We start from the raw sequence: 24,989 nt of genomic DNA, 5'->3' as shown, positions 1-24,989 counted from the left end.
GTAATCTATTACGTAATAAGACCCTCATGCTGAAACGTATCGTGATCGTCGGTGGCGGTTCGGCCGGCTGGATGACCGCCGGCGTCATCGCCGCCGACCATCGCGCCAGCGGCGTCCAGGTCACCCTGATCGAATCGCCCGACGTCGCCCCGATCGGCGTCGGCGAAGGCACCTGGCCGAGCATGCGCGACACGCTGCGCCGCATCGGCGTTTCCGAATCCGATTTCTTCCGCGAGTGCGACGCCGCCTTCAAGCAGGGCTCGCGCTTCAACCGCTGGGTCGACGGCGGCGACGACGATGTCTACTTCCACCCGTTCATGCTGCCGCACGGCCATCACGAGGTGAACTTGCCGCAGCAATGGCAGGCCCGGCATCCCGGGGTGCCGTTTGCCGACCTGGTCAGCGTGCAGCCGCACCTGTGCGTGCATGGCCGCGCGCCCAAGCAGGTGGTGACGCCGGAATATGCCGCGGTGGCCAACTATGGCTATCACCTGGACGCCGGCAAGTTCGGCGTGTTCCTGCGCAAGCACTGCCTGGAAAAACTGGGCGTGCACTACGTGCCGGACCATGTGACGGGCGTCAAGGCGCATGAGAATGGCGATATCGCCGCGCTGCAAACCCAGCGCCACGGCGCGCTGGAAGGCGAGCTGTTCATCGATTGCAGCGGCATGCAGTCGCTGCTGCTGGGGCGGCACTATGGCGTGCCGCTGCTGCCGCAGCATGCGGTGCTGTACAACGACTCGGCGCTGGCGGTGCAGATTCCCTACGCGCAGGAAGAGGCGCCGATCGCCTCGCAAACCTCGTCCACCGCGCAGAGCGCCGGCTGGATCTGGGACATCGGCCTGCCGAGCCGGCGCGGCGTCGGCCACGTCTACGCCAGCGCCTACATCAGCGACGACCAGGCCGAGGCCGAGCTGCGCGCCTACATCGTCCAGAGCGGCGGTCCGGCCGAGATTCCCGCCCCGCGCAAGCTCAGCTTCACGCCCGGCTACCGCGAACAATTCTGGCACCGCAACTGCGTGGCGATCGGCCTGTCGGCCGGCTTCATCGAGCCGCTGGAGGCGTCGGCGCTGGCCCTGGTCGAGATGTCGGCGGCGATGCTGAGCGACGACCTGCCGGCCACGCGCGCGGCGATGGACATCGTGGCGGCGCGCTTCAACGAAGCCTTCACCTACCGCTGGCAGCGCGTGATCGATTTCCTCAAGCTGCACTACGTGCTGAGCCGGCGGCGCGACACCCCCTACTGGCGCGACAACACGGCGGCGGTGCCGCCGCGCCTGGACCAATTGCTGACGCTGTGGCGCCACCGCGCGCCATCGCGCAGCGACTTTAACCGCATCGAAGAAGTATTCCCCTGGGCCAGCTACCAGTACATCCTGTACGGCATGGGCTTCCGCAGCGAATTCCGCCGCGCGCCCCCGCCGCGGGAGGCGGCGCTGGCCGACGGCTACTTCCGCGAGGCGGCCGAGCTGACTCGGAAAATGCTGGGCGCGCTGCCGGACAACCGCGCCCTGATCAACCACATCAAGCGTCACGGCTTGCAAAAAATCTAGAACGAGAGACACCATGCCCAATCCGGTTTTACTGAACAACCTGCAACACGCCGACCTGCGCGTGCTCACCCGCCCCGGCGCCGACCTCGGCGACGCCATCATGGGCGTGACCACCTTCCCGGCCGAGTTCCGCGACGTCCAGGCCTGCTACCCGATCGTGTTCCGCAAGACCACGGACGGCCTCGGCTTCGAGCCGATCGCCCTGTTCGGTTTCCAGGATGGCGAGAACCTGTTCCTGCAAGGCCAGCGCTGGGACGCGCCCTACATTCCGCTGATGCACCAGCGCCAACCCTTCCTGATCGGCATCAGCGGCGAGGAGTTGATGGTGAATGTCGACCTCGACCACCCGCGCGTGAGCCAGAGCGAGGGCGAGGCGGTGTTCAAGCCGCACGGCGGCACCACCGAGTTCCTCGACCAGACCAACGCCATGCTGTTTGCCATCCACCAGGGCTTGCAGGCCACCCAGGGCTTCCTGGCGGCGCTGCTGGAGCACGAGCTGGTGGAAAGCTTTGCGCTGGACGTGCAGCTGAACGACGGTTCGCAGCACCGCCTGGCCGGCTTCTACACCATCAACGAAGACCGCTTGCAGGCGCTGGGCGGCGAGGCCATCGCCAGGCTGCACCAGGCCGGCTATTTGCAGCCGATTTACCTGATCATCGCCTCGCTGTCCAACTTCCGCTCGCTGATCGACCGCAAGAACGCCAGCCTCCATGTCTGAAGCCCTGCGCGAAATCAGCGGCGTCGGTCCGGACCAGTTGACCGACGCCATCCTCACCGCCAGCGAGCCGCTGGTGCTGCGCGGCCTGGCGGCCGGCTGGCCGATGGTGCGGGCGGCGCTGGCATCGGACCGCGCCGGCATCGACTACCTGCGCCAGCACTATCAGGGCGCGACGGTGGGCGCCATGCTGGGCGGACGCGAGGCCGAGGGCCGTTTCTTCTACAACGACAGCATGGATGGCTTCAACTTCCAGCCGGTGCACGCCAAGCTGAGCGGCGTGCTGGAGGAAATCGAGGCCAAGCTGGCGCTGAATCCGGCGCCGACGGTGTATGTGGGCTCGACCACCATCGACACCTGCCTGCCCGGCTTCCGCCAGCACAATGACGTGCGGCTGGGTGCGCGCGACGCGCTGGCCAGCATCTGGATCGGCAACCGCACCCGCATCGCCGCCCACTACGACTTGCCGGACAATCTGGCGGTGGTGGCGGCCGGGCATCGCCGCTTCACCCTGTTCCCGCCGTCGCAGCTGGCCAATCTGTACGTGGGGCCGGTGGATTTCACGCCGGCCGGGCAAGCCATCAGCCTGGTGGACTTCCTGAACCCGGACCTGGAACAATATCCGCGCTTCGCCGAGGCGCGCCGCCACCAGCTGACGGCCGAACTAGGGCCGGGCGACGCCATCTTCATCCCCAGCATGTGGTGGCACCACATCGAGGCGCTCGACCCGTTCAACGTGCTGGTCAACTACTGGTGGCGGCAGTCGCCGGACTACATGGACACGCCGACCAACGCGCTGATGGCGGCCTTCCTCACCCTGCGCGATTTGCCGCGGGAGCAGCGCAAGGCGTGGCAGGAAATCTTCCGCCACTACATCTTCGAGGCCGACGACAGCACCGCCGCCCACATCCCGGCGCATGCGCGCGGCGTGCTGGCGCCGCTGAGTGAGGATGGCGCGCGCGCCCTGCGCGCGCAGTTACTGAAAAGATTAAACCGTTAAAGGAGACAGCATCATGCGTGACCCCAACAATCGCCAACCGGTGCGCCGCGTGGTCATCTGCGGCGGCGGCACGGCCGGCTGGATGGCGGCGGCCGGCATCTCCAAGGTGCTGGGCAAGCTGCTCGACATCAAGCTGATCGAGTCGGAGGAAATCGGCACCGTGGGCGTGGGCGAAGCCACCATCCCGACCCTGACCAATTTCCACAATGTGCTGGAGATCAACGAGCAGGAATTCATGGCCGAGACCCAGGCCACCTTCAAGCTGGGCATCAGCTTTGAAAGCTGGCGCGACGTCAGGCAGGACTACATCCACTCGTTCGGCACCACCGGCATCGACCACTGGACCGCCGGCTTCCAGCACTTCTGGCACAAGGGCGTGGAGCGCGGCCTGGCCGGCGACTACGGCGACTACTGCCTGGAGCTGAAGGCCTCGCTGGAAAACCGCTTCTCGCACCTGCCCAACAATGGCATGAACTACGCCTACCACCTGGACGCCAGCCGCTATGCCAAGTTCCTGCGCCGCCTGAGCGAGCCGCGCGGCGTGCAGCGCATCGAGGGCAAGATCGTCAGCTACAGCAAGCACGCCAATGGCGACGTGCGCGCGGTGACGCTGGCCTCGGGCCAGGAGATCGAGGGCGATCTGTTCATCGACTGCACCGGCTTCCGCGCCCTGCTGATCGGCGAGGCCATGCAGGAAGAGGTGGAAGACTGGTCGCAATGGCTGTTCTGCGACCGCGCCATCGCGGTGCAGACCAGCTCGGTGGGCGACGCCGTGCCGCTGACGCGCTCCATGGCGCACCAGGCTGGCTGGCAGTGGCGCATTCCGCTGCAACACCGGGTCGGCAATGGCATCGTGTTCTCCAGCCGTTATCTGGACGAGGAGACGGCGCGCCAGCAGCTGCTGGCCAATGTGGAGGGCAAGACATTGATCGAGCCGCGCCTGATCAAGTTCAAGCCCTGCCAGCGGCGCCATACGTGGAAGGGCAATGTGGTGGCGATCGGGCTGGCCAGCGGCTTCCTGGAGCCGATCGAGTCGACCAGCATCCACCTGATCCAGCGCAGCGTGATCCGGCTGATGCAGTCGTTCCCGTCGGACGGCATCCAGCAGGCCGACATCGATGAATACAATGCCCAGTGCAACAGCGAGATCGACCACATCCGCGATTTCATCATCCTGCACTACCACGTCAACCACCGCACCGATGCGCAGTTCTGGATCGATGCGCGCGAGATGAGCATTCCGGCCTCGCTCAGGCACCGCATCGATTTGTTCAAGGAGACCGGCCGGGTGTTCCGCATTCCGAACGAGCTGTTCGCGGAGAATTCGTGGATACAGGTGATGCTGGGCCAGGGCATCATGCCGAAGTCGCACCACCAGACGGCGGATCTGATGGGCGACGAAGAATTGCGCGCCTTCCTCGGCAACATCAAAGGCCGCATCGACCGCACCGTGGTGCAGCTGCCGACCCACCAGGCCTACGTCGAGCGCTACTGCGGCCGCCCGGACGCCAAAGCGGCCTAATCAAAAGCCACATCCTCCAGCCGGAAGCGGTATTTGCGCCGCTCCGGCAAGTCCCAACCTTCGCCGGGCGCCGGATTGCGCGGCGCCACCTGCGGTTCGGGCCGAAGCGGCGACGACGGCCGGCCTTCGCGTATCTGGGCCTGCAACGCCACCAGCAAGGCGCCCATGGTGGTGTCGGCCAGCGCGGCGGCGACACCGGCCGTGGCCGGAGGCTGCCTGGCCTGCTGCGCCAGCTCCAGCCGCAAGCGGTGCGCCATTTTGAACTGCTTGTCGCCAGGACGGCGAACACTCAGGTCCATCCACGCATTGCGCATGGTGCGCGCGAACGATTGCGCGAACTGGTTGGGTGTTACCGATTTTCCCTGATGGATGATTTCATCACCCACTACGCGCGCGTAGTTATGCTCGCCATAACTCCACGATCGAATCTCCGTCCCTTCCGGCAGGAACAGCGATTTCCATTGGTAGCCGCGCACGCCGGCGGGATCGCAGTTTTTGGCGAGCTGCGATTGCTCGCGCAACCAGAGCACGATTGCGCTATTGATCGCCTCAGATACATCCTGCGCTCCGCCGCGCACTTTCAAATGAGAAATCAGCTGGAGCAGGGTATCGGTGTCTACCTGTAGGGTCATTGTGGATTTCATTTTTTTTCTCCTTCTGCTTTGTTCTGTTTAGACCTGAAGTCTTCTGAAGAGTTCAAAGCAGATGAAATCAGAAAAAAACAGAGAAAAGCAGAAGACAAAATAGAAGCTTCGCCACAAGAAGATGGCACAGGTTCCCATGCTCGCACTCGAACTTGCTGTGCCTGCCGCACCACACTCCCCAGAAATATTTATCATTTCCACATTTTTTAAGTAGTAATATTACAAACCCATCCGGAACATAGAAAATCCGGGGAAAACCACGACAACAACGGAGATATGTATGAAACTTCAATGTAGTTTAGTTTCACAATTGAAATTCGCCCTGGCCACCGGCACACTGGCCGCGCTGGCTGCCTGCGGCGGTGGCGGCGCCCAGGACGGCGCGCAAACGCCCACCGCCAAGGCGGCACCGATGGCCCTGGCCACCGCGTCCGGCGGCGTCAGCGCCGCCGCCGCGCCGGCCGCCGGCACCATCCGCATGCACTTCCACCGCACCCAGCACGACGAATCCCAATGGGGCGTGTACTCGTGGGACGGCCCGGTCAATCCCAGCCCGGCCTGGATCAGCGGCCGCTTCATGATGACCCAGAGCGACAGCTTCGGCGGCTACGTCGACATCCCGGTCGACACCGGCAAATCGGCGATCTGGTTCCTGGTCACCGATGGCAGCGGCAACAAGAATTGCGGCAACGATCAGTCGGCCGCCTTCAACAGCAATATCGCCACGGCCGGCCAGGAAGTCTGGCTGCTGGAGGGCGATTGCACCGTCTACAACAGCCAGCCGGCCATCAGCTTCGGCAACCTCAACAGCGCCAACGCCCACTGGCTCAACGCCACCACCCTGGCCTGGCCCGGCGTGCCGTCCAGCGGCGCCAGCTACCAGCTGTACTACGCCGTCAACGGCGGCCTCGGCTCCAGCGTGGATGGCGTCACCGGCGCCGACGGCAGCTACCGCCTGACCGCCACCAGCGCTCTGCCGGCCGCCCTGAAAACCAAGTACCCGCACCTGGCCGGCGCCACCGCCCTGACTCTGTCGCCGTCCGACGCCAACAGCCTGGCGGCCAAGGCCAGCTACCAGTTCGCGATCGCCCAGTTCGATACGGCCGGCAAGCTGGTGCAAGTGACCTCGCTGCAAATCAGCGGCATGCTGGACAGCGTGTTCTTCAGCGCCGTCAATTCCCCGCTGGGCCTGAGCTTCGGCGCCAATGGCGCGCCCACCTTCCGCCTGTGGGCGCCGACCGCCAAATCGGTCAGCCTGAATCTGTACCCGGACGCCAACGCCGGCGCCAGCCTGACGGTGCCGATGACGCGCAACTTCGCCACCGGCATCTGGAGCTACACCGCGCCCAACGCCGGCTGGGTCAACCGCTACTACTACACCTACAATGTGCAGGTGCTGTCGCGCTGGGCCGGCAACACGGTGGTCAACAACACCGTCACCGATCCCTACTCGCTCAGCCTGAACGCCAACAGCCAGCGCAGCTTTGTCGCCAACCTCAACAGCGGCGCCCTGCAACCGCCCGGCTGGGAAGGCCACCAGCCGCCGCGCCTCGACCACCCGGCCGACATCGCGCTGTACGAGCTGCACATCCGCGACTTCAGCGCCAGCGACAGCACGGTGCCGGCCGCCCACCGCGGCAAATACCTGGCCTTCACCGACCAGGATTCCAACGGCATGCGCCACCTGCGCGAGATGCGCAAGTCCGGCCTGAGCCACATCCACCTGCTGCCGGCCTTCGACATCGCCAGCGTCAACGAAACCGGCTGCGCCACACCGGCCATTCCGGAGGCGGCCGCCAACAGCGACGCGCAGCAGGCGGCGGTGGAAGCGGCGCGCGGCGGCGACTGCTTCAACTGGGGCTACGATCCGGTGCACTACGCCGCGCCCGAAGGCAGCTACGCCAGCGACGCCAACGACGGCGCCGCCCGCGTGCGCGAGTTCCGCGCCATGGTGCAGGGCCTGCACCAGCAGGGCCTGCGGGTGGTGATGGACGTGGTGTACAACCACACCAGCGCCTCGCAGCAGGGCCCGCTGTCGGTGCTCGATAAAATCGTCCCGACCTACTATTACCGCCTGAACGCCGGCGGCGCCATCACCAACGACAGCTGCTGCGCCGACACCGCCGCCGAAAACGCCATGATGGCCAAGCTGATGATCGACGCCACCGCCATGTGGGCGCGCGACTACAAGGTCGACGGCTTCCGTTTCGACATCATGGGCTTCACCCCGCTGGCGGTGATGCAGCGGCTGCAAGCGGCGGTCAACCAGGCCGCCGGGCGCGACATCTACCTGTACGGCGAAGCCTGGAACTTCGGCACCGTGGCCAACGACAGCCGCTTCGTGCAGGCGCGCCAGGCCAATATGTATGGCAGCGGCATCGGCTCGTTCAACGACCGCATCCGCGACACCGTGCGCGGCGGCGGCTGCTGCGACAGCGGCGAGGCCCTGCTCAGCCAGCAAGGCCTGATCAACGGCGTCTGGTACGACAACAACGGCCATTCGTCGCAGACCCGCGACGACCTGCTGCGCCTGGGCGACCTGGCCAAGGTGGCGCTGTCCGGCACCCTGCGCGACTACCGCTTCACCGACCGCGGCGGCGCCGTGCGCAAGAACTCGGAGATCGACTACTTCGGCCAGCCAGCCGGCTTCGCCGCCCAGCCGTCGGAAACCATCAACTACGTGGAGGCGCACGACAACCAGACCCTGTTCGACCTGAACGCCTACAAGCTGCCGCAACACACCCCGCTGGCCGAACGGGTGCGGGTGCAGAACCTGGGCGCGGCCTTCACCGTGCTGTCGCAGGGCCTGCCCTTCCTGCACGCCGGCCAGGAAATCCTGCGCTCGAAATCGATGGACCGCGACAGCTACGACGCCGGCGACTGGTTCAACCGGCTGGACTACAGCTACCAGGCCAACAACTTCGGCGTCGGCCTGCCGCTGGCGGCGGTCAACGCGGCCAACTGGCCGCTGATGTCGCCCATCCTGGCCAACCCGCTGATCAAGCCGGACACCGCCGCCATCGTCGGCGCCCGCAACGTCATGAACGAGCTGCTGGCGATCCGCGCCGACACCAGCCTGTTCCGCCTGCGCACGGCGGCCGACGTCAGCGAACGCCTGCGCTTCCACAACACCGGCCCGGCGCAGGTGCCCGGCCTGATCGTGATGAGCATCGACGGCCGCGGCTACGCCGGCGCCCGCTACCAGTCGGTGGTCACCCTGTTCAACGTCACCACCGGCCCGCAGACGGTGACCGTGGCCGAACTGGCCGGCCGCAACCTCAAGCTGCACAAGGTGCAGCGCAACTCCGCCAGCGACACGCTGGCGCGCACCGCCAGCTACAGCGGCGCCGGCGGCAGCTTCACCATCCCGCCACGCAGCGCGGTGGTGTTCGTGGAGGGCGGCGCCGACTAAACCCACTACAAGGCCACGGCAAACTCCGCTATAGTCCTGCCGTGGCCTTGAGTGGCCGCATCCACCACACTTGCGAGGAAAGCCCATGAAAAAACTGTTCGTAGCCAGCCTGATCCTGTCCCTGAGCGGCGCCGTCCTGGCGGCCGAGCCCACGGCGCAACAGAACAAGATGAAAACCTGCAACGCCGACGCCGCCGGCAAGAAAGGCGATGAGCGCAAGGCTTTCATGAAGGAATGCCTGAGCGCCAAGCCGGCCGCCGAGGCGCCCAAGATGACCCAGCAGGACAAGATGAAGAAGTGCAACGCCGACGCCAGCGGCAAGAAAGGCGACGAGCGCAAGGCCTTCATGAAGGAATGCCTGAGCAACAAATAAGCCGTCCCCCGTGGTCCCGGCGCAACAGCGCCGGGAAGTACAGTAAAATCAATCTTGTCGATTTGATTAATTTGCCAAGGACCTTCCCCATGCGCCGTATCGTCGTTGCCGCCACCCTGCTGCTGCCCGCCCTGCTGGCCCACGCGGCCGAATCCATCCGCGCCCTGCCCGCCTTCATCGCCATCAACGCCAAGGGCGCGTTCAGCATGAAGGTGGAGGTGGGCAAGGCGCAATCGGTGGTGGTCAGCGGCGAGGACCAGTTCGTCCGCCTGCTCAAGACCGAGGTGATCGACAACGAACTGCAAGTGCTGCTGCCGGAAAAGCAGTTCAGCTCGTCCAAGGGCGCGCCCACCATCACCATCACGCTGCCCTCGCTGAGCCGGGTCAAGCTGGAGGGCGCCGGCGAAACCCTGCTCAACAACGTCAACAGCGACCGTCTCGACATCAGCTACCTGGGCGCCGGCCGCCTGGCCGCCCAGGGCAAGGTCAAGTACCTGCGCCTGAACGCCAAGGGCGTGGGCGAGGTCGACACCCGCAAACTGGTGGCCGAGCGGGTCGACGTCCAGTTCGAGGGGGTGGGCAATGTCAGCGTCCACGCCACCGAGCTGCTGAACGCGGTGGCCAAGGGCATCGGCGGCCTGACCTACTACGGCCACCCGAAAAAGGTCAACAAGGACGTGGCCGGCATCGGCAACGTGCGCGCCGGCGACTAGGCCGTAAAAATTGCCCCAGTGACACGAGATGCGAATGCGGGTACTATCACTTTTATAAAAACCGCAACGCATTCTGGAGGTCAGTCCCGTGGCTGTGGCAAACGACATAGCGCACTGGCGCGCGCAAATCTTCGCCAGGCTGTTGCTGGTCGTCTTCCTGCTCGGGCTGGCCACGGCCGTGCCCAGCGTGCTGCTGGCCGTCAGCGAGGGCATGTGGTCGATCGCCGTCATCGACAGCGTCGCCCTGCTGTGGATCGGCCTGATCTGGCGCTGGCGCAGCCTGGCCTATACCACCCGCGTGCTCAACTTCCTGAGCGTGGCCTTCATCGTCGGCCTGGCCCTGCTGCTCAAGGTGGGCGCGGTCAGCCAGATCTACCTGATGGCGGTGCCGGTGCTGGCGGCCCTGCTGCTGGGCCTGCGCCCGGCGCTGGTCACCCTGGTGCTGGCCGGGCTGGCCGTGATGGTGCTGGGCTTCGAGGACAACGCCAACCTGCGCCTGGCCGGCGTGCCCGACTACGGCTTCCTCAAGGCCGCCATCATTTCCGTCAACTTCATGTTCATGACCGCCGTGCTGACGCTGTCGTGCGCGGTGCTGCTGCGCCACCTGGAGCGCTCGCTCGACCAGCTGCACCTGCTGAACGCCGAGCTGCGCCTGACCTCGGCCGCGGTGGCGCGCCTGAACGACATGGTGCTGATCGCCGCGGTCGACCCCGGCGCCGCCGACCCGGCCACCGCCCAGCACATCATCTTCGTCAACGAGGCGTTCGAGCGCCGCACCGGCTACCGGCGCGAGGAAGTGCTGGGCCGCAACCTGCGCCTGCTGCGCGGCCCCGACACCGAGCCGGCCGTGGTGGAGGAGATCGAGCGCCACATGGCGCGCAGCCAGCCGGTGCGCGCCGAGCTGCTGAACTACACCAAGAGCGGCGAACCGTACTGGGTCGAGACCGAGCTGGTGCCGCTGGCCGACGAGGGCGGCGTGCACACCCACTGGGTGGCGGTCGAGCGCGACATCACCGAGCGCAAGAAGTCGCAGGACGATATCCACCGCCTGGCCTTCTTTGACGTGCTGACCGGCCTGCCCAACCGCCGCCTGCTGATGGACCGCATCGACAAGCTGCTGGCCAGCTCCGCGCGCGGCGGCACCTACAGCGCCGTCATGTTCATCGACCTCGACCGCTTCAAGACCATCAACGACGCCCGCGGCCACGCCATCGGCGACGCCCTGCTGTGCAACGCGGCCGACCGCTTGAGCAAGCTGATGCGCAAGGCCGACACCGTGGCCCGCATCGGCGGCGACGAATTCGTGGTGCTGCTGGGCCACCTGTCGCACGAGCTGGCCGGCGCCACCCACGCGGCGCTGACGGTGGCGGAAAAGATCCGCGCCGCCATCGGCCGGGATTTCGAGATCGCCGGCCAGACTTACAATTCCACCGCCAGCATCGGCGTCACCATGCTGCCCAAGACCGGCCAGAGCGCGCACGACCTGCTGCGCGAGGCCGACACCGCCATGTACCGCGCCAAGTCGGACGGCCGCAACGGCATCGCCTTCTTCGAGGCCGCCATGCAGGCCGAGGTCGAGCGGCGCCTGACGCTGGAGCGCGACCTGGCCGCCGCGCTGGCGGCCGGTCAGCTGCAAATGCATGTGCAGGCCCAGGTCGACCGCCACGGCCGCGCCATCGGCGGCGAACTGCTGATGCGCTGGCCACTGGCCGACGGCGCCATGGTGCCGCCGGCCGTGTTCATCCCGGTGGCCGAGGAATCCGGCCTGATCGTCGAACTGGGCGCCTGGGCGCTGCGCCAGGCCTGCGCGGCGGTGCTGCAATTGCAGGCCGCCGGGCTGGCCATGCCGCTGTCGGTCAACGTCAGCCCGACCCAGTTCCGCCAGACCGACTTCGTCGACCAGGTGCGGCAGGCGCTGGAGCAGAGCGGCGCGCCGGCCGCGCTGCTGGTGCTGGAGGTGACCGAGGGCCTGCTGATCGACAAGATGGAGGACACCATCGCCCGCATGCACCAGCTGACCGCGCTGGGCCTGCGCTTCTCGATCGACGACTTCGGCACCGGCTATTCCAGCATGGCCTACCTGAAGAAAATGCCGCTGTACGAGCTGAAGATCGACCGCAGCTTCATCCTGGACACGCCGGACGACGCCAGCAGCCGGGCGCTGGTGCAATCGATCCTGGCCATGGCCGGCCACCTCGGCCTGCGGGTGGTGGCCGAGGGGGTCGAGACCCAGGCCCAGGCCGATTTCCTGATCGCCCACGACTGCGCCAGCATGCAGGGCTATCTGTACGCGCGGCCCATGCCGCTCACGGAGCTGATCGCACGACTACACCGCAACACGGCCGTGGCCGCAGCATAAGCACCGACAAGCTGGCCGACCGCCACCTCAAAAAAACCGTGGCCGCGGGCGGCGCCAAGGCGGGGCGCGCTTACTGCACGATGCTGACGCGCTTGCCGCTGACATTGCGCTGCGCCGGATTGCCATACACCGTGACGCCGCCCGAACCGTTGGCGGCCGCCACCAGCGACTGCGTGACCGCCGCCGAAATGCCGCCCGAGCCATTGGCGTTCAGCTCCGCCACCTGACTGGTCAGCCCGGCCAGATCGGCGCTGCCCGAACCGTTCAGGCGCACCGTCAGATTGCGCACATTGCCGCTGGCGCTGGCGCTGCCGGAGCCATGCAGCTCCAGCGCCAGTTGCTCGCCGTTGATGCGGCCCAGCTCCAGCCGGCCGGAGCCGCTCAGGCGGGCCGAGGTCGAACCGCTGTCCAGCGCCGACGCGTTCAGGCCGCCGGAACCGTTCAGGCGCGCGTCGAGGCGGCTGACCTGGCCGGCCAGCCGCACCGCGCGTGAACCGTTCAGCGACAGGCCGAGCGGACCGCCGTTCAGGCCGCTGATATTCAGCTGGCCGGAACCGTTGGCGGCCACCTCGCGCAGTTGCGGCGTGGTGTAAGTCACGCGCAGCGGATGGCTGGTGCGCACATTGCCGTCGACCCAGAGGCGCAGCATGCCGCCGCTGGCGTCGGTGCGCAGCAGCGGCAGGATATTGCTGTCGCCCTCCACTTGCAGCGAGGTGCCCTGGCCGACCCTGATCTCCACCTGCATCGGCCCGTTGATATCGACGCTGTCCAGCGTGGCGACCTGGCGCGACTCCACCAGATGCTGGCCGTTGCCCTGCACGGCGTCGCCGCCGAAGGCGGACTTGTAATGCATGCCGCCCTCGCCGTCCGGCACCACGATCACGGCGCAACCGGCGAGGAGGGAAAGAGCGGCAAGAGCGATGAGGGTGCGGCGCATGATGGCAAGTCCTTGAAGTTATAATGCCGCCACTATAGCCAGCGGCGCCACGGCGCGCCCGCGCCGTGCGACAAACGGTAGAAAACAGGGAATGAAGCGCGCAATGACCACCTCCGACCAGCAAGATCTCCACGACCTGCGCGAACGCACGCGCCAATTCGCCCGCGAGCGCGACTGGGCGCAATACCACACGCCCAAGAATCTGGCCATGGCCATGTCGGTGGAGGTGGCGGAAGTGGCCGAGCACTTCCAGTGGCTGCACAGCGGCGCCGATCACGAGCTGGACGACGCCACCCGCGCCGCCATCCGCCACGAGCTGGCCGACGTGCTGCTCTACCTGGTGCAGCTGGCCGACAAGATGAACGTCGACCTGCACGCCGCCGCGGTCGAGAAAATGGCGCTCAACGCCATCAAATACCCGGCCAGGACGCGCTGAAGCCGGCGCCGGCCGGACCCGGCCAACCTCAGCGGGCGCCGCCGACGAAGGCCGATTCGGCCGCCCACACGTCGCAGGCGCGCGCCAGCAGCCGGGCCTCGGCGTCGGCCAGCACCTCGTCGGCGTCGGCGATCTTCCACATCGCCTGCAGCAGGCGGCGGCGCAGCGCCGGCTCGGTGATCTCGCCCAGCAGCGCGTCGATGGTCGCCGGGTCCAGCACCACGTGCTCATGGCGCGCGGCGGTGCTCAACATGTCCTGGCACAGCTCGTCGACGATGGCGTGGAAGGTGTCGACATCCAGATCGATGTACTCCAGCAGCCGCGAACGTTGCAGCGCCTGCAGCTCGGACGGGCTCATATTGCCGTCGCCGATCATGCACAGGGCCACCAGGCGCGCCGCCGCGCTGGCGCTATTGGGAACATAATTTCGCATCACAAACTCCTCTCTCGGTTCAATCAGTCAATGGATCACTTCTTGCGCGTGGCGTACAGGCTGGCGACCACGCTGCCGGCGATCAGCAGCGCCACCACCGACAGCGAGATGTGGACCGGGATGTGCAGCCACGGCAGCAACAGCATCTTCAGGCCGATGAAGCACAGCACCAGCGCCAGCCCGTACTTGAGCAGGTGGAAGCGGTCGGCGATGTCGGCCAGCAGGAAATACAGCGCGCGCAGGCCGAGGATGGCGAACATGTTCGAGGTGAACACGATGAACGGATCCGAGGTGATGGCGAAGATGGCCGGGATGGAATCGACCGCGAACACCAGGTCGGTCGCCTCGATCAGGATCAGCACCAGCAGCAGCGGCGTCACATAACGCTTGCCGTCGCGCCACACGAAGAACTTCTCGCCGTGCTCGCCCTCGGCCACCGGCAGGTGGCGGCGCGCCAGGCGCAGCACCGGGTTGTTCCTCACGTCCGGCTCCTGGTCCACGGCGCGCAGCATCTTCACGCCGGTGTACAGCAGGAAGGCGCCGAACAGGTACAGCACCCAGCTGAACTCGCTCACCACCCAGGCGCCGGCCAGGATCATGATGGCGCGCATCACGATCGCGCCCAGCACGCCGTACACCAGCACGCGCCGCTGGTACTCCGGGCGCACCTGGAAGGCCGAGAAGATCAGCAGGAAAATAAAGATGTTATCGACCGACAGCGCTTTCTCGATCAGATAGCCGGACAGGAACTCCAGCGCCTTCTGCTCGGCGATCACGGCGCCGGCGCTGTCCCGCAGGTACCACCACAGGCCGCCGTTGAACAGCAGCGCCAGGGCGAACCAGCCCAGCGACCAGGCGCCCGCCTCGCGCGCCGTCACCTTGTGCGCCTTGTTGCCGCCGAACACCCACAGGTCCAGCGCCAGCATGGCCAGCACGAACAGCACGAAGCCGGCCCACATGGGGCCGGTGGCGATGTTTTCAATTCCATTCATGAGTTGCCTCCCGCTTCAGATAATGCGTCATGATAAGCACGTCCCACCCTTCGTACAATTCGAATATACTTGATCGATACATCGAACAAATCGATGTGTCGAAGGAGTCCCATGTCCAACTTGAACTACAAGCACCTGCGCTACTTCTGGATGGTGGCGCGCAGCGGCAGCATCGCCAGGGCGGCCGAACAGCTGCACCTGACGCCGCAATCGATCTCCGGCCAGCTCAGCGAGTTCGCCGGCGCCCTGGGCGTGGAACTGTTCCGGCGCGTGGGCCGGCGGCTGGAACTGACCGAGACCGGCGCCAGCGTGCTGCGCCACGCCGACGACATCTTCAGCGCCGGCGACGCCCTGCTGGACCTCGTCAAGGACCAGGCCGCCACCCAGGCCACCTTCCGCGTCGGCGTCTCCGATTCGGTCTCCAAGGCGGTGGCCTGCCGGCTGGTGGCGCCGGCGCTGGCGCTGGCGCGGCCGACCCGCCTGATCTGCCGCGAGGGCCGGCTGGCGGCGCTGCTGGCCGACATGGCGGTGCACCGGCTCGACCTGATCATCGCCGACCGCGCCATGCCCGGCCACCTGAGCGTGCGCGGCTACAACCACTTGCTGGGCGAGAGCGAGCTGGGCGTGTTTGTCGCCACCGCGCTGGCGCCGGCCTTCAGCGGGCCGTTCCCGGCCTGCCTGGAGCACGCGCCGCTGCTGCTGCCCGGCGAGGACTTCGCGGTGCGCGCGCGCCTGATGCAATGGCTGCACGCGCACGTGCCGCGCCTGCGCGTGGTGGGCGAGTTCGACGACAGCGCCATGATCAAGGCCTTCGGCCAGTCGGGCAAGGGCTTGTTCTTCGCGCCGGCCGCGCTGGCCGCCACCATCTGCGCGCAATACGGCGTGGTCCTGCTGGGCACCATCCCCGCGCTGCGCGAGCAGGTGTACGCGATCACCACCGAGCGGCGCATCAGCCACCCGGCCACACAAGCTATCCGCCAGGCCGCGCGCGAGACGCTGTCGGCGTGAGGGCATCGCGGATCCGCGCCGCGATCAGCGGCCACGAGGGCGAGGCCAGGGCCACCTCGTCGTAGTGGCTGGCGCCGGGCAGCACCAGCACCTCGGCCGCGTCGCCGGCCGCCGCCGCGCGCCGGGCGTAGTCGTGGCCCACGCGCGGCGGCGAGATGTCGTCGTATTCGCCGTGCACCAGCACCGTGCGCACGCCGGCCGGCAGCATCTCGGCCGGCGAGGTATCGCTGAAAATATTGGGCCGCGCGGCGCTGGCCACGCCGGCCAGCTGCGCCATGTCGCGGCCGCAGCTGGTCTTGATCAGCGCCTGCTCGTGGCGCAGATCGGCCAGGCCGCCCAGGCTGATCACCACCGGCACCGGCAGCGGATCGGCCACGTACAAAGGGCTGCCGCGCGGCAGCCGCGCGCGCGCGCCGGCCCACTGCGCCAGGTGGCCGCCGGCCGAATGCCCCACCAGCACAATGCGCGCCAGATCGAGCGCATGCTCGCCCGCCAGCGCGCGCAGGCGGTCCATGGCGCTGGCCACATCGTGATACATGCCCGGATAGCCGCCGCCCGCCTCATCGTAGCGGCGATACTCCACATTCCACACCGCGATGCCCTGCCGCGCCAGATCGCCGGCCATATTGCGCATCTGTCGGATGCCGCCGAATTCCTTGGTCCAGCAGCCGCCGTGAATGATCACCGCCACCGGGAACGGCCCTGCGCCGGCCGGCAGGAACAACTCGGCGAACTGCGACGGCGCCGCGCCATACGCGACATGGCGCGTCGGCGCCGGCCCGTTCAGGGCCAGATAATCATCCAGCGACATTGGCGCCGCCTGCGCGCCGCCCACGCCGCCCGCCGCCGCCGCGGCCATCAAACTGGTTCGGATTTTTTTCAACATCCGCTTATGCTACACGATTCCCATCGCCATCCACAGCGCCTGCAAACACTTGTTTCAGCGACCGTGCCTCCGGCAAAGCATCGCACCAGGCCGCGATACATTCGACATCGGCCTTCGCCAGCGTATGGCGAACCGCCTGCGGCAACGGCCCAAAGCGCCGCGTAAGCAGCCGCTCCAATAACGCCACCGCCCCTTCTTTGCGGCCTTGCTCCAATCCTTGCTCCAATCCTTGCTCCAATCCTTGCTCCAAGCCCCGCTCCCAGCCTTGTTCTCGGCCTTGCTCCAACCCCAGTTGCAGACCTTGTTGCAGGCCCTTCTCAATGAACGACTGCTCCAACGGACTAATCCATTTCATCTTGCGCTCCTCTTCCCACTGCACAATGGCTTGCCAATAACGCTCCTGATATGGCTCAGGTAAAACCATCATCCAGTTAATCACATCGAATAACACCAGTATGCGCCTCCTGCTCCAGCGATGCTCGAACATTTGCCTGGTCAATTGCCACTTGAACGCGTACAACACCTCCACGTCGTGATGAGCCTGCTGGGTGCGCAAATGCACCAATGTGATCCAGGCAAACGGGTTATGCGAGGCCTGCAACGCGACGGCGCGAGCCGCATGGTCAAGCAGCTTGGCCGTCGTGAAGGAGATCCCCATCATCGTTCCCGGCAAATCATTATGAAACGCGCGCGGTCGCCAACCAGGCTCGTCATCGGCAAGCAGCGCCAGGCTGATCACTGGCTGCCCATACTCCTTGTCACGGAAGCGCGGCCGTATCGCCCAGTTGATCTGAGCGCGAAGTTCAGGGAAGAAGAACGCCATGAAGTCGCGAAAAGCATGCGATATCGCAGCTTTCCAAGGTGAATCGTAGCGCGCGGGTGGGCGGGCATTCGGCATCCAGCCAGTCTACCGCCATACCAAGCCCCTCCGTATTGATCCAATACAAGGACGAACAAAAAAAGGGCCGCCCCGCAGGACGGCCCCCAACTAAACACCCCTGCTTAGAACTTGTAATTGGCGCGCGCGTAGTAGTAGCCGCCGTTGATGCCGAACGGCGAAAAGCCCGGCAGCACGTTCACCGCCGCGTTGTCGCCCGCCGCGCGCTGGTCGGCCAGCAGCGCCGGATTCACGCCGTTGGGATAGATGTTGAACAGATTGTTCGCCCCCACCGCCACCGACCACGCGTTGTTGATCCTGTAGCCCACCTCCAGATCGGTGATCAGCTTCGGCTTGACCTCGGTCAGGTGATACACCGAGCCATCCTCGCTGCCGTACTCCGAGGCCTTGCCGTAAATCGCCTCGCGCAGGTTGACGGTCCAGCTGCCGACCTTCCACAGCGCGCCCAGATTCACGCGCAGCTTGGGCGCGGCGGTCTCCAGGTCCGAGATCGCGGTCTTGTCGAGCAGCGTTTGCGGCAGCAGCTGCGCCGGCGCCTGGTTGATCTTGGTGACCTCCACCTTGTTGTAGTTGGCGGCGATCGACCAGTCCACCTTGCCGGCGGTGCCGTAGTTGGAGTTAATCGTCGTCACGAACTCCAGGCCGCGGCTGCGCGTGTCGACCGCGTTCGAGAAGATGTTGATGCCGGTCTGGCTCACCGTGCCATCGAGGACATTGCCATTGGCCTTGATCGCCGCCACCACCGCCGGCGAGTTGACCGAACCGCCCGAACCATACAGCGCGCCCGAACCGACGATGCGGTCGCGGATCTTGATCTGGTACACGTCCAGCGTCACCGCCACATTGTTGGCCGGATTGATGACCAGGCCCAGCGACAGATTGGTCGAACGCTCAGGCTTCAAGCCATCCACCCCCACCAGCTTGGCGCCGGCCGAATTCGGCGCCAGCTGCACGAAGGCGGTGGTCGGGCCGACGTTGGTGGCCGAATAGTATTCCTCGGCCAGGGTCGGCGCGCGGAAACCGTTGGAGAAGGTGCCGCGCACCGCCACCGCCGGCGAGAAGTCGTAGCGGCTGGTGATCTTGCCCACCTTGGCGTTGCCGAAATCGCTGAAATGCTCGTAGCGCGCCGCCAGGTCCAGCGTCAGGTCGGCCACCGGATTGCCGGCGAAGTCGATATACGCCGCCTCATTGGTGCGGCGATGGCTGCCGGCGTCGGTCAGCGAGAAGCCCGGATACGACTGCGAGCCTTCCTTGTAGCGCGAGGCCGCGTCGCCCGCCTCGATCTCGTACTTGTCGATGCGGTGCTCCAGACCGGCCGCCACGTTCAGCGGCTTGGCCCAGCCGATCTCGAACTCCTTGCTGGCCTCCAGCGTGGTGGTCAACTGGCTGGCGATGAAGGCGCCGGCCCGGAACACGGTCGGCGTGGCGCCGGTGTCGTTGAACAGCGAGACGTTGCCCGAATCGGCCACGCCGATCTGCGCCTTGTCGCGGCCCCAGGTCGAACTCAGATCGGTATTCCAGCCCGCCACCTTGCCCTTGATGCCCACCGTCAGGCCGAAGTCGTCCTGTTTCATGGTCTCCTTGGGCGAGAAGCCGGTCGGATAAATCTTCGGCAGGCGGCTCGGCAGACGGTAGTTCTCGAACGCCCGCGCCTCCTTGCGGCCGGCGGTGAAGATGGTGTAGAACTGGCTGTCCGGCGCGAAGTCGTAGCCGAAGTTGGCCGCGAACACATTCAGGTGGTACTGCGCGTCGCCGGCGATGTGATTCACGTGCGGGTAGCCCGGATGCTGGAACATGCCCGGATACGCCGCCATATTGGCCGGATTCTCCACGCGCGGGTCGATGCCGCCGCGATCGCTGTAGCCGTGGTACTTCGATTCCGCCGTCAGGCTCAGATACGCATCGTTAAACGGCTCCAGCCCGATATTGGCCGAGGCATCGGCGGTGCGGCCGCCGCCGTCCACATAGCCGCCGCCGGTGGCCGTGGCGGTGCCGCCATGGTTGTTCGACTTCAGGATGATGTTGACCACACCGGCAATCGCGTCCGAACCGTATTGCGCGGCCGCGCCGTCCTGCAGCACCTCGATGTGATCGATGGCCGATACCGGGATGTAGTTCAGGTCCGCCGCCGCGCCGCCTTGGTATGGTCCGCCCAGCACCGCCAGATTGGAGGTGCCGTGACGGCGCTTGCCGTTGATCAGCACCAGCGTGTTGTTCGGGCTCAGTCCCCGCAGGCGCGCCGACAGCGTCAGGTTGGCGGTGTCGCCGCCGAAGGCCTGCGCCGTGAACGACGGCAGATTCTGCGCCAGCGCCTGAATCAGGTCCGGCTGGCCGGTACGCTGCAAGGACGCCGAATCGAGCACCTGGATCGGCGAAGCGCTGTTCTCCACCTTGATGCCGCTGCTGCGCGTGCCCGTCACGATCACCGCTCCCACGTTGGGCGTGGCGTTCGCATCGGCCGCCGCATCGACATCCTCCGCGTAGACACCAAACGCCAGCGTGGACAACACGGCTGCAACGCCGATTTTGAGTGTGGCCTTATGCATAGTAAATCCCCATTTTTGAATAAAAAAAATTAAGACCTCAACCGCAAACTACAAAACTATTTTTTGGCGGCGACCACTTCGATCTCCACCAGCCAGCCCGGATTGCTCAGGCCCGCCACCTGCACCACGGCGCGCGCCGGCAGGTTGGGTTGGGGGCCGGGCTGAGCACCGGCGCCGAAGTACTGCGTGTAGGCTTCCATGAAGCCCTTGGTATCGGCCTTGCCGCCCTTGGCCGGATCGCCGACCAGGAACACCTGCATCTTCACCACGTCCGACATCTCCAGCTTCATGCCTTGCAGGATTTCCTTGATCTTCCTGAGCACCGACTCGGACTGGGTCCTGGTGTCGCCAAAGGCCTCCAACGAATCGCCCGGCGCATCCTTGTTCACCACCGCCGGCACCTGGCCGCTGATGAAATGGATGGTGGCGGTCGGCGGAATCGTCACCGCCAGCGCGATCGGAAAATCGGAGTTCGGAATCTTGTGGCGCACAATCTCCGCTTTCGGCGCGGCGAAGGCGCTGCCGACGGCGGCGCACAGCAGCAAGGTGGCAAATGCTTTTTTCATGGTGATCTCTCTCAGTGTTTGTTGGACATGACGGAATTGCCGAACGGGTCGACGCCCAGCGTGGTGCGCAACGTGCCGACATCGGCCTCGCTCAGGCCATCGGCCTTGTTGCCCCAGTTGGAGCGCACAAAGGTCAGCACGGTGGCGATATCGCGGTCGCTGAGCGACTCGCTGAAGTCCGGCATGCCGCCGCGCCCTTTCAGCAGCACCGTGGCCACGTCAGCGCCCTTGCCCTGCACGAACTTGCTGCCGGCCAGCGCCGGAAAAGCGCCGGGAATGCCCTTGCCGGTCGGCTGATGGCAGGCCGCGCAATTCTTGAGGAACAGCGCCTTGCCATCGACCTCCTGCGCCTGCGCCATCAGCGCGGCGAGCGCGGTCGCCGCCGTCATCAGCATCTTCTTCATGCGCTTGCCCTTTCATGGATCTTGGTGATCTGCTGCCACGCCGATTCGATGGCGCCGGCCTGCCAGCCGGTCAGATAGCTCAGGTGTTCGCCGGCCAGCAGAATGCGGCCCTCGCCCTCCACCAGCGTTGGATAGGCGGCGGCGCGGGTCTTCTCGGTCCACTCGGCCCAGCCGCCCAGGTTGTACTGCACGCGATGCCAGGCCACCGAAAACGACGTCTCGAAGTTCTCCGTGTATTGCGGGAAGATCTTCTGGCCGGCCGCCAGCGCAAACTCGGCGCGTTCCTTCGGCGAGAGGGCGCTGATTTCAATCGCCTGCGTCTGATATTGGTAATAACCGAGCAGCACGCCCTTCTTCTTCTGGAAGCCATACGACGGCACCGAAATGGTGTTGATGCCTTGCAGGTCGGTCATGATGTGGCCACCGTAGATGTGGTCATCCTCCTCCCAGAAGCGGCGCTTCATCTGCAAGCCGATCTTGCCGACCGGCGCATACGCCACGGTGGCGACAGCCTTTTTGAACTTGTCCGAGAAATCGGTATCGATCTGGCGCAGCACCGACAGTGGAATCGCGCACAGGCAGTAGTCGGCGCCGATGCTGCTGACCTTATTGGTGCCGGTGTCCTTGTAAGTCACCGTCACGCCCTTGTCGTTCTGGCGAATGGTCTGCACCTCCGCCTTGTAGCGGATATTCTTGCCGACGCGTTTTTCAAACGCCTTGGCGATGGCATCCATGCCGCCGACCGGCTGGAACATGGTGGCCTGCATCGGGAAGTCGTGCACCGCGCTGTACACATTGCCCAGCTTCGACGCCAGCAAATCCTTGAAGCCCAGCGGATCGGACGGCGTGCCCGGTCCCGGCGACAGGCCGGCGCCCGGGTTGACCGCATAGCCACGGCCGCTGCGGCCCTTGTATTGCAGATCGCCCGCGGTCAGCGCCCCCTCGCGCTGCAAATAGTCCAGCAGCAGGCGCTGATCGTCGGCGGTCAGTTCCTGGTCCAGCGAGTGATTCTTGACCGACTTGGCCAGCAGCTCCGACACATGGCCGCGCATATCGGCCTTGACCTCCTTGATGCGCACGCGCTTGCCGGCAAACGGCCCGGCGTTTTCGGAATACACGTAGGCGTGATCGTTCTCGTTGATCATCACCTCCAGCGGCACCTCGAACAGCCTGGTATAGTGCAGCGTCGATTGATGGTGCAACGGAATGCGCCACGGCCCGTGATTGATGTAATGGCCCTCATCGAAGGCGCAAGTCTGCTTCTCGCCGCCCAACTCGGTCAGGCTGAAGCCCTTGCGCGCGGTCTGGCAACGGCCGCCGGCAAAGCTGCGCGCTTCCAGGATCTGCACCTTGTAGCCCAGCTTCTCCAGCTCATAGGCGGCAGTCATGCCGGCCAGTCCGGCGCCCAGGATCAGCACCTTCTTGCCCTTGCCGCTGCCGCTCAGTGCCGGCGGCGCCGACGCGGTGGAGGCGATTCCCATGCCCCACGCATTCATGGTATTCAACAGCAAGCCCGTGCCGCCGACCGCCGCGGCACGATACAGAAAATCCCTCCTCGTAAATGAAGTAAACGATTTATACGGTTTTACTGTTTTACTATCCATCTGCTTCCCCGTCGGTTGCTGAACGATAGTTCCTATTTAGCAAACGGCGTGCCACAAGATGAGCAAAAAATAAACCTGTTTCACATATCCGCGCGATGAACGCACATGCACCTGCGGCGAGGCCGCAGGTGCAAACACTTTATTTTCGGGGATCAGTTGATGAAGCTGTGCAGGCCCTGCGTAGTGCTACGTAAGGCCGTGGCGTGAAGCGCCTTTTGGGTGCGTGGCAGACGCGCGATTTCAGCGGCCGACAGATGCTGGTGCGCCATGCTGGCGTCGGTGAGATGGCAGGCGTGGAACTGCAACGGCGCCGTCCCATCCAGCAAATAGACCGTCTCCAGATTGGCCGGATCGTAAGCCAGCTTGACGCTCCATTCGCCGCGCAGACGGGCGCGCTCGAACCAGCGCTCGTTGATGGCGCGCGCGCAGGTGTACAGGCTGTCGAACAGCGCGATGCCGGCGCTGGTGACAGTGGCCTGCGCCACCGGCAGCAGGCTGCAACGGATTAAATGCTCGGGAAAGATCTTTAATCCGCCGCCGCGATGTTCGCTTCCCCAGTCCCACAGCTGGCGTGGCGTAACGCCGGCCCGCGCCAGCTGCTGGCGGTTATTAAAATACAGCACACAGTCGATCACAATGCGCGTGAACTGCTCCAGATCCAGCACGCCGTCGGTCCGTGATGGTGCGCCATGCTGCGACGGCGGCAAAAGACGGAAGCGTTTCTCCAGCACGGCGCGCCAGTCGTCCGGTCCCGATTCAGCCGCCACGCTGCGCAGGTTGAAGTTATTCAGCAGCGTATCGCCATTCCAGCCGCGCATCAGTGACGGGTGGGCGAACAGGGTTTCCGGCAGGTGCCGGCACGGCCACTGCTCCGCTTCGATGCGGCGGCCATACTGCTGGCTGTAGCGCTGCTTGTCGGCGCCGCAATGCGCCAATGCCAGCATGGCCTGCGTCCACTGCGCCTCGCCCATGCCGATGTAAATCCCGCATACCATGCGGCTGAACACATCGGTCGCCATATAAATCACCGGCCGGCCGATGGCCTGATTGCGGTCGGCGCGCGACACCAGTTGCACCTCGGCGCGCAGCGCGTCCAGATAAAAGCCTGCGCCGGGGCGGCCCGGCGGCAGGGCGGCCAGTGCCGGCGCCGGCGCGGTGGCCTGCCGCGCCACCGCCGCCACGGTAGGTGCGCGCCGCGCCACTTCCGGCGGCCGGTCGTCGTCATGATCGAGCCAGTAATTGAACTGGCCGAAGCTCGGCACCTCGCGCACCGGCGCCGGCTGCGTGAACAGCACCCGGCCCGAGTCGGCGTCGATGCGGCGCTCGACGAAGAATTCGGCCAGCATCTGCTGGTAGGCGCCCAGCCGCGAGAACCTGGCGTTGGCGGCCGCATAGCGCGCCGTGGCGACGCGGAACACGCGGCGGATATCCTCATCCGCATTCAGGCCGGGACCGGCGTCAGTGCCGTTCTTGCGCGGCCTGCCGCGCTTCACGCCCGCCGACGACTGGCGCACCTTGCCGCGCCCGCCGGAATTGCCGTAATCGGGCAGCAGCGCGTTCGGCGTCTGTCCGCGCTGCCAGTAGCGGCGCAGGTAACGGTAAATGGTGGGATGCGACACGCCATGCCGCGCCGTGGCCTGCGCGATCAGGGGTCCGCGCAGGCGTGCCTCGTAAATCTGCGGCTCCTGCGCCACCAGCCCCTCGATGATCTCCCACGCGCGTGCGCGCAGTTGCAGGTGCTTGGGCGGCAAAAGCTCCTGGCTGACCACCACCAGATGGGGATCGGCCGCCAGCACGCTGGCATGGCCGGCCCGGATGTCGGCGTGCAGCACCGACAGCTGGACCAGCTCCACCTCCGCCGAACTGGCCGCCACGTCAAACACGTAAGCGTGGCTTTGCCCGGGAGCGATCCACAAGATACGGACGGTGCGCGGCGCCGGATGCGTGTACTGCAACAGGTCATTCCGCAATAGCATCTGCCCTCCGTT

At 65.8% G+C, this 24,989-nt stretch carries 21 protein-coding genes; 10 read left to right on the top strand and 11 right to left on the bottom strand.

Annotated elements, in window-relative coordinates; genetic code table 11:
* Positions 1–26 precede the first annotated feature (26 nt).
* The 4 genes from GM676_RS08400 to GM676_RS08385 are packed head-to-tail and all read left to right on the top strand — an operon-like array spanning position 27 to position 4,790.
* Positions 27–1,553: a tryptophan halogenase family protein gene (locus GM676_RS08400; RefSeq protein WP_155463078.1), complete on the top strand. Its 1,527-nt coding sequence runs from the start codon at positions 27–29 to the stop codon at positions 1,551–1,553.
* Positions 1,554–1,566: 13 nt separating this feature from the next.
* Positions 1,567–2,271 (top strand): SapC family protein, encoded by a 705-nt coding sequence (locus tag GM676_RS08395; protein ID WP_155463077.1) that lies wholly within the window; start codon positions 1,567–1,569, stop codon positions 2,269–2,271.
* Positions 2,264–3,268, top strand: coding sequence for a cupin-like domain-containing protein (locus GM676_RS08390; protein ID WP_155463076.1), 1,005 nt, complete (start codon positions 2,264–2,266; stop codon positions 3,266–3,268). Before GM676_RS08395 ends, GM676_RS08390 begins: the two co-directional genes overlap by 8 nt.
* A 13-nt stretch (positions 3,269–3,281) precedes the next feature.
* A complete protein-coding gene (locus GM676_RS08385; RefSeq protein ID WP_155463075.1) occupies positions 3,282–4,790 on the top strand; it encodes a tryptophan halogenase family protein in 1,509 nt (502 codons plus the stop codon).
* Here the strand turns inward: GM676_RS08385 and GM676_RS08380 are convergent.
* Positions 4,787–5,434, bottom strand: coding sequence for a hypothetical protein (locus GM676_RS08380; protein ID WP_170304257.1), 648 nt, complete (start codon positions 5,432–5,434; stop codon positions 4,787–4,789). The genes GM676_RS08385 and GM676_RS08380 overlap by 4 nt on opposite strands.
* Before the next feature lie 280 nt (positions 5,435–5,714).
* Here GM676_RS08380 and pulA point away from each other — a divergent pair, with 280 nt between their 5' ends.
* The 4 genes from pulA to GM676_RS08360 all read left to right on the top strand — a co-directional run bounded on the left by pulA (position 5,715) and on the right by GM676_RS08360 (position 12,291).
* Positions 5,715–8,846, top strand: a complete 3,132-nt coding sequence (gene pulA, locus GM676_RS08375) for a pullulanase-type alpha-1,6-glucosidase (RefSeq protein WP_155463074.1) — start codon at positions 5,715–5,717, stop codon at positions 8,844–8,846.
* Between the two features lie 85 nt (positions 8,847–8,931).
* Complete coding sequence (locus GM676_RS08370) at positions 8,932–9,219, top strand: PsiF family protein (protein WP_155463073.1); 288 nt, start codon at positions 8,932–8,934, stop codon at positions 9,217–9,219.
* An 89-nt stretch (positions 9,220–9,308) separates the two neighbouring features.
* A complete protein-coding gene (locus GM676_RS08365) occupies positions 9,309–9,932 on the top strand; it encodes a GIN domain-containing protein (protein WP_155463072.1) in 624 nt (207 codons plus the stop codon).
* A gap of 94 nt (positions 9,933–10,026) precedes the next feature.
* Entirely contained in the window at positions 10,027–12,291 is a 2,265-nt protein-coding gene (locus GM676_RS08360) for a putative bifunctional diguanylate cyclase/phosphodiesterase (RefSeq protein ID WP_371866154.1), read from the top strand.
* Positions 12,292–12,361: 70 nt separating this feature from the next.
* Here the strand turns inward: GM676_RS08360 and GM676_RS08355 are convergent, their stop codons facing one another.
* A complete protein-coding gene (locus tag GM676_RS08355; protein ID WP_155463070.1) occupies positions 12,362–13,228 on the bottom strand; it encodes a head GIN domain-containing protein in 867 nt (288 codons plus the stop codon).
* A gap of 103 nt (positions 13,229–13,331) precedes the next feature.
* On the opposite strand from GM676_RS08355, the gene GM676_RS08350 reads away from it, so the two are divergent.
* The gene (locus tag GM676_RS08350; RefSeq protein ID WP_155463069.1) at positions 13,332–13,664 is read left to right on the top strand and encodes a nucleotide pyrophosphohydrolase; all 333 of its coding nucleotides are present in this window, start codon (positions 13,332–13,334) and stop codon (positions 13,662–13,664) included.
* 28 nt (positions 13,665–13,692) lie between these two features.
* On the opposite strand, the gene GM676_RS08345 is transcribed toward GM676_RS08350, so the two are convergent.
* Complete coding sequence (locus tag GM676_RS08345; RefSeq protein WP_155463068.1) at positions 13,693–14,097, bottom strand: tellurite resistance TerB family protein; 405 nt, start codon at positions 14,095–14,097, stop codon at positions 13,693–13,695.
* Positions 14,098–14,132: 35 nt separating this feature from the next.
* Positions 14,133–15,089: a TerC family protein gene (locus GM676_RS08340; RefSeq protein ID WP_155463067.1), complete on the bottom strand. Its 957-nt coding sequence runs from the start codon at positions 15,087–15,089 to the stop codon at positions 14,133–14,135.
* Positions 15,090–15,200: 111 nt separating this feature from the next.
* Here GM676_RS08340 and nhaR point away from each other — a divergent pair, with 111 nt between their 5' ends.
* Positions 15,201–16,097, top strand: a complete 897-nt coding sequence (gene nhaR, locus GM676_RS08335) for a transcriptional activator NhaR (RefSeq protein WP_155463066.1) — start codon at positions 15,201–15,203, stop codon at positions 16,095–16,097.
* On the opposite strand, the gene GM676_RS08330 is transcribed toward nhaR, so the two are convergent.
* The 7 genes from GM676_RS08330 to GM676_RS08300 form a co-directional block, all read right to left on the bottom strand.
* A complete protein-coding gene (locus tag GM676_RS08330) occupies positions 16,060–16,983 on the bottom strand; it encodes an alpha/beta hydrolase (RefSeq protein ID WP_229262591.1) in 924 nt (307 codons plus the stop codon). The genes nhaR and GM676_RS08330 overlap by 38 nt on opposite strands.
* Before the next feature lie 4 nt (positions 16,984–16,987).
* Positions 16,988–17,806: a DUF4351 domain-containing protein gene (locus GM676_RS08325; protein ID WP_155463065.1), complete on the bottom strand. Its 819-nt coding sequence runs from the start codon at positions 17,804–17,806 to the stop codon at positions 16,988–16,990.
* A gap of 179 nt (positions 17,807–17,985) precedes the next feature.
* Entirely contained in the window at positions 17,986–20,427 is a 2,442-nt protein-coding gene (locus GM676_RS08320) for a TonB-dependent receptor plug domain-containing protein (protein ID WP_155463064.1), read from the bottom strand.
* 56 nt (positions 20,428–20,483) lie between these two features.
* Positions 20,484–20,993, bottom strand: a complete 510-nt coding sequence (locus tag GM676_RS08315) for a RidA family protein (protein WP_155463063.1) — start codon at positions 20,991–20,993, stop codon at positions 20,484–20,486.
* 11 nt (positions 20,994–21,004) lie between these two features.
* Positions 21,005–21,397, bottom strand: a complete 393-nt coding sequence (locus GM676_RS08310; protein ID WP_155463062.1) for a c-type cytochrome — start codon at positions 21,395–21,397, stop codon at positions 21,005–21,007.
* Positions 21,394–23,001, bottom strand: a complete 1,608-nt coding sequence (locus GM676_RS08305; protein ID WP_155463061.1) for a flavin monoamine oxidase family protein — start codon at positions 22,999–23,001, stop codon at positions 21,394–21,396. The genes GM676_RS08310 and GM676_RS08305 overlap by 4 nt, the downstream gene beginning before the upstream one ends.
* 152 nt (positions 23,002–23,153) lie before the next feature.
* Complete coding sequence (locus GM676_RS08300; RefSeq protein WP_155463060.1) at positions 23,154–24,977, bottom strand: TnsB C-terminal domain-containing protein; 1,824 nt, start codon at positions 24,975–24,977, stop codon at positions 23,154–23,156.
* Between the last annotated feature and the right edge of the window lie 12 nt (positions 24,978–24,989).

Source organism: Duganella radicis, assembly GCF_009720825.1.
GTDB lineage: Bacteria > Pseudomonadota > Gammaproteobacteria > Burkholderiales > Burkholderiaceae_D > Rugamonas > Rugamonas radicis.
Note: the sequence above shows the minus strand (reverse complement) of the source record. Positions and strands in the feature narration are given on the sequence as shown.

Excerpts from the sequence above, each read along its gene's own strand:
- GM676_RS08400 (WP_155463078.1), top strand. The coding sequence starts at position 27 with ATGCTGAAACGTATCGTGATCGTCGGTGGCGGTTCGGCCGGCTGGATG.
- GM676_RS08395 (WP_155463077.1), top strand. The coding sequence starts at position 1,567 with ATGCCCAATCCGGTTTTACTGAACAACCTGCAACACGCCGACCTGCGC.
- GM676_RS08390 (WP_155463076.1), top strand. The coding sequence starts at position 2,264 with ATGTCTGAAGCCCTGCGCGAAATCAGCGGCGTCGGTCCGGACCAGTTG.
- GM676_RS08385 (WP_155463075.1), top strand. The coding sequence starts at position 3,282 with ATGCGTGACCCCAACAATCGCCAACCGGTGCGCCGCGTGGTCATCTGC.
- GM676_RS08380 (WP_170304257.1), bottom strand. The coding sequence starts at position 5,434 with ATGAAATCCACAATGACCCTACAGGTAGACACCGATACCCTGCTCCAG.
- pulA (WP_155463074.1), top strand. The coding sequence starts at position 5,715 with ATGAAACTTCAATGTAGTTTAGTTTCACAATTGAAATTCGCCCTGGCC.
- GM676_RS08370 (WP_155463073.1), top strand. The coding sequence starts at position 8,932 with ATGAAAAAACTGTTCGTAGCCAGCCTGATCCTGTCCCTGAGCGGCGCC.
- GM676_RS08365 (WP_155463072.1), top strand. The coding sequence starts at position 9,309 with ATGCGCCGTATCGTCGTTGCCGCCACCCTGCTGCTGCCCGCCCTGCTG.
- GM676_RS08355 (WP_155463070.1), bottom strand. The coding sequence starts at position 13,228 with ATGCGCCGCACCCTCATCGCTCTTGCCGCTCTTTCCCTCCTCGCCGGT.
- GM676_RS08350 (WP_155463069.1), top strand. The coding sequence starts at position 13,332 with ATGACCACCTCCGACCAGCAAGATCTCCACGACCTGCGCGAACGCACG.
- GM676_RS08345 (WP_155463068.1), bottom strand. The coding sequence starts at position 14,097 with ATGCGAAATTATGTTCCCAATAGCGCCAGCGCGGCGGCGCGCCTGGTG.
- GM676_RS08340 (WP_155463067.1), bottom strand. The coding sequence starts at position 15,089 with ATGAATGGAATTGAAAACATCGCCACCGGCCCCATGTGGGCCGGCTTC.
- nhaR (WP_155463066.1), top strand. The coding sequence starts at position 15,201 with ATGTCCAACTTGAACTACAAGCACCTGCGCTACTTCTGGATGGTGGCG.
- GM676_RS08330 (WP_229262591.1), bottom strand. The coding sequence starts at position 16,983 with ATGTTGAAAAAAATCCGAACCAGTTTGATGGCCGCGGCGGCGGCGGGC.
- GM676_RS08325 (WP_155463065.1), bottom strand. The coding sequence starts at position 17,806 with ATGGCGTTCTTCTTCCCTGAACTTCGCGCTCAGATCAACTGGGCGATA.
- GM676_RS08320 (WP_155463064.1), bottom strand. The coding sequence starts at position 20,427 with ATGCATAAGGCCACACTCAAAATCGGCGTTGCAGCCGTGTTGTCCACG.
- GM676_RS08315 (WP_155463063.1), bottom strand. The coding sequence starts at position 20,993 with ATGAAAAAAGCATTTGCCACCTTGCTGCTGTGCGCCGCCGTCGGCAGC.
- GM676_RS08310 (WP_155463062.1), bottom strand. The coding sequence starts at position 21,397 with ATGAAGAAGATGCTGATGACGGCGGCGACCGCGCTCGCCGCGCTGATG.
- GM676_RS08305 (WP_155463061.1), bottom strand. The coding sequence starts at position 23,001 with ATGGATAGTAAAACAGTAAAACCGTATAAATCGTTTACTTCATTTACG.
- GM676_RS08300 (WP_155463060.1), bottom strand. The coding sequence starts at position 24,977 with ATGCTATTGCGGAATGACCTGTTGCAGTACACGCATCCGGCGCCGCGC.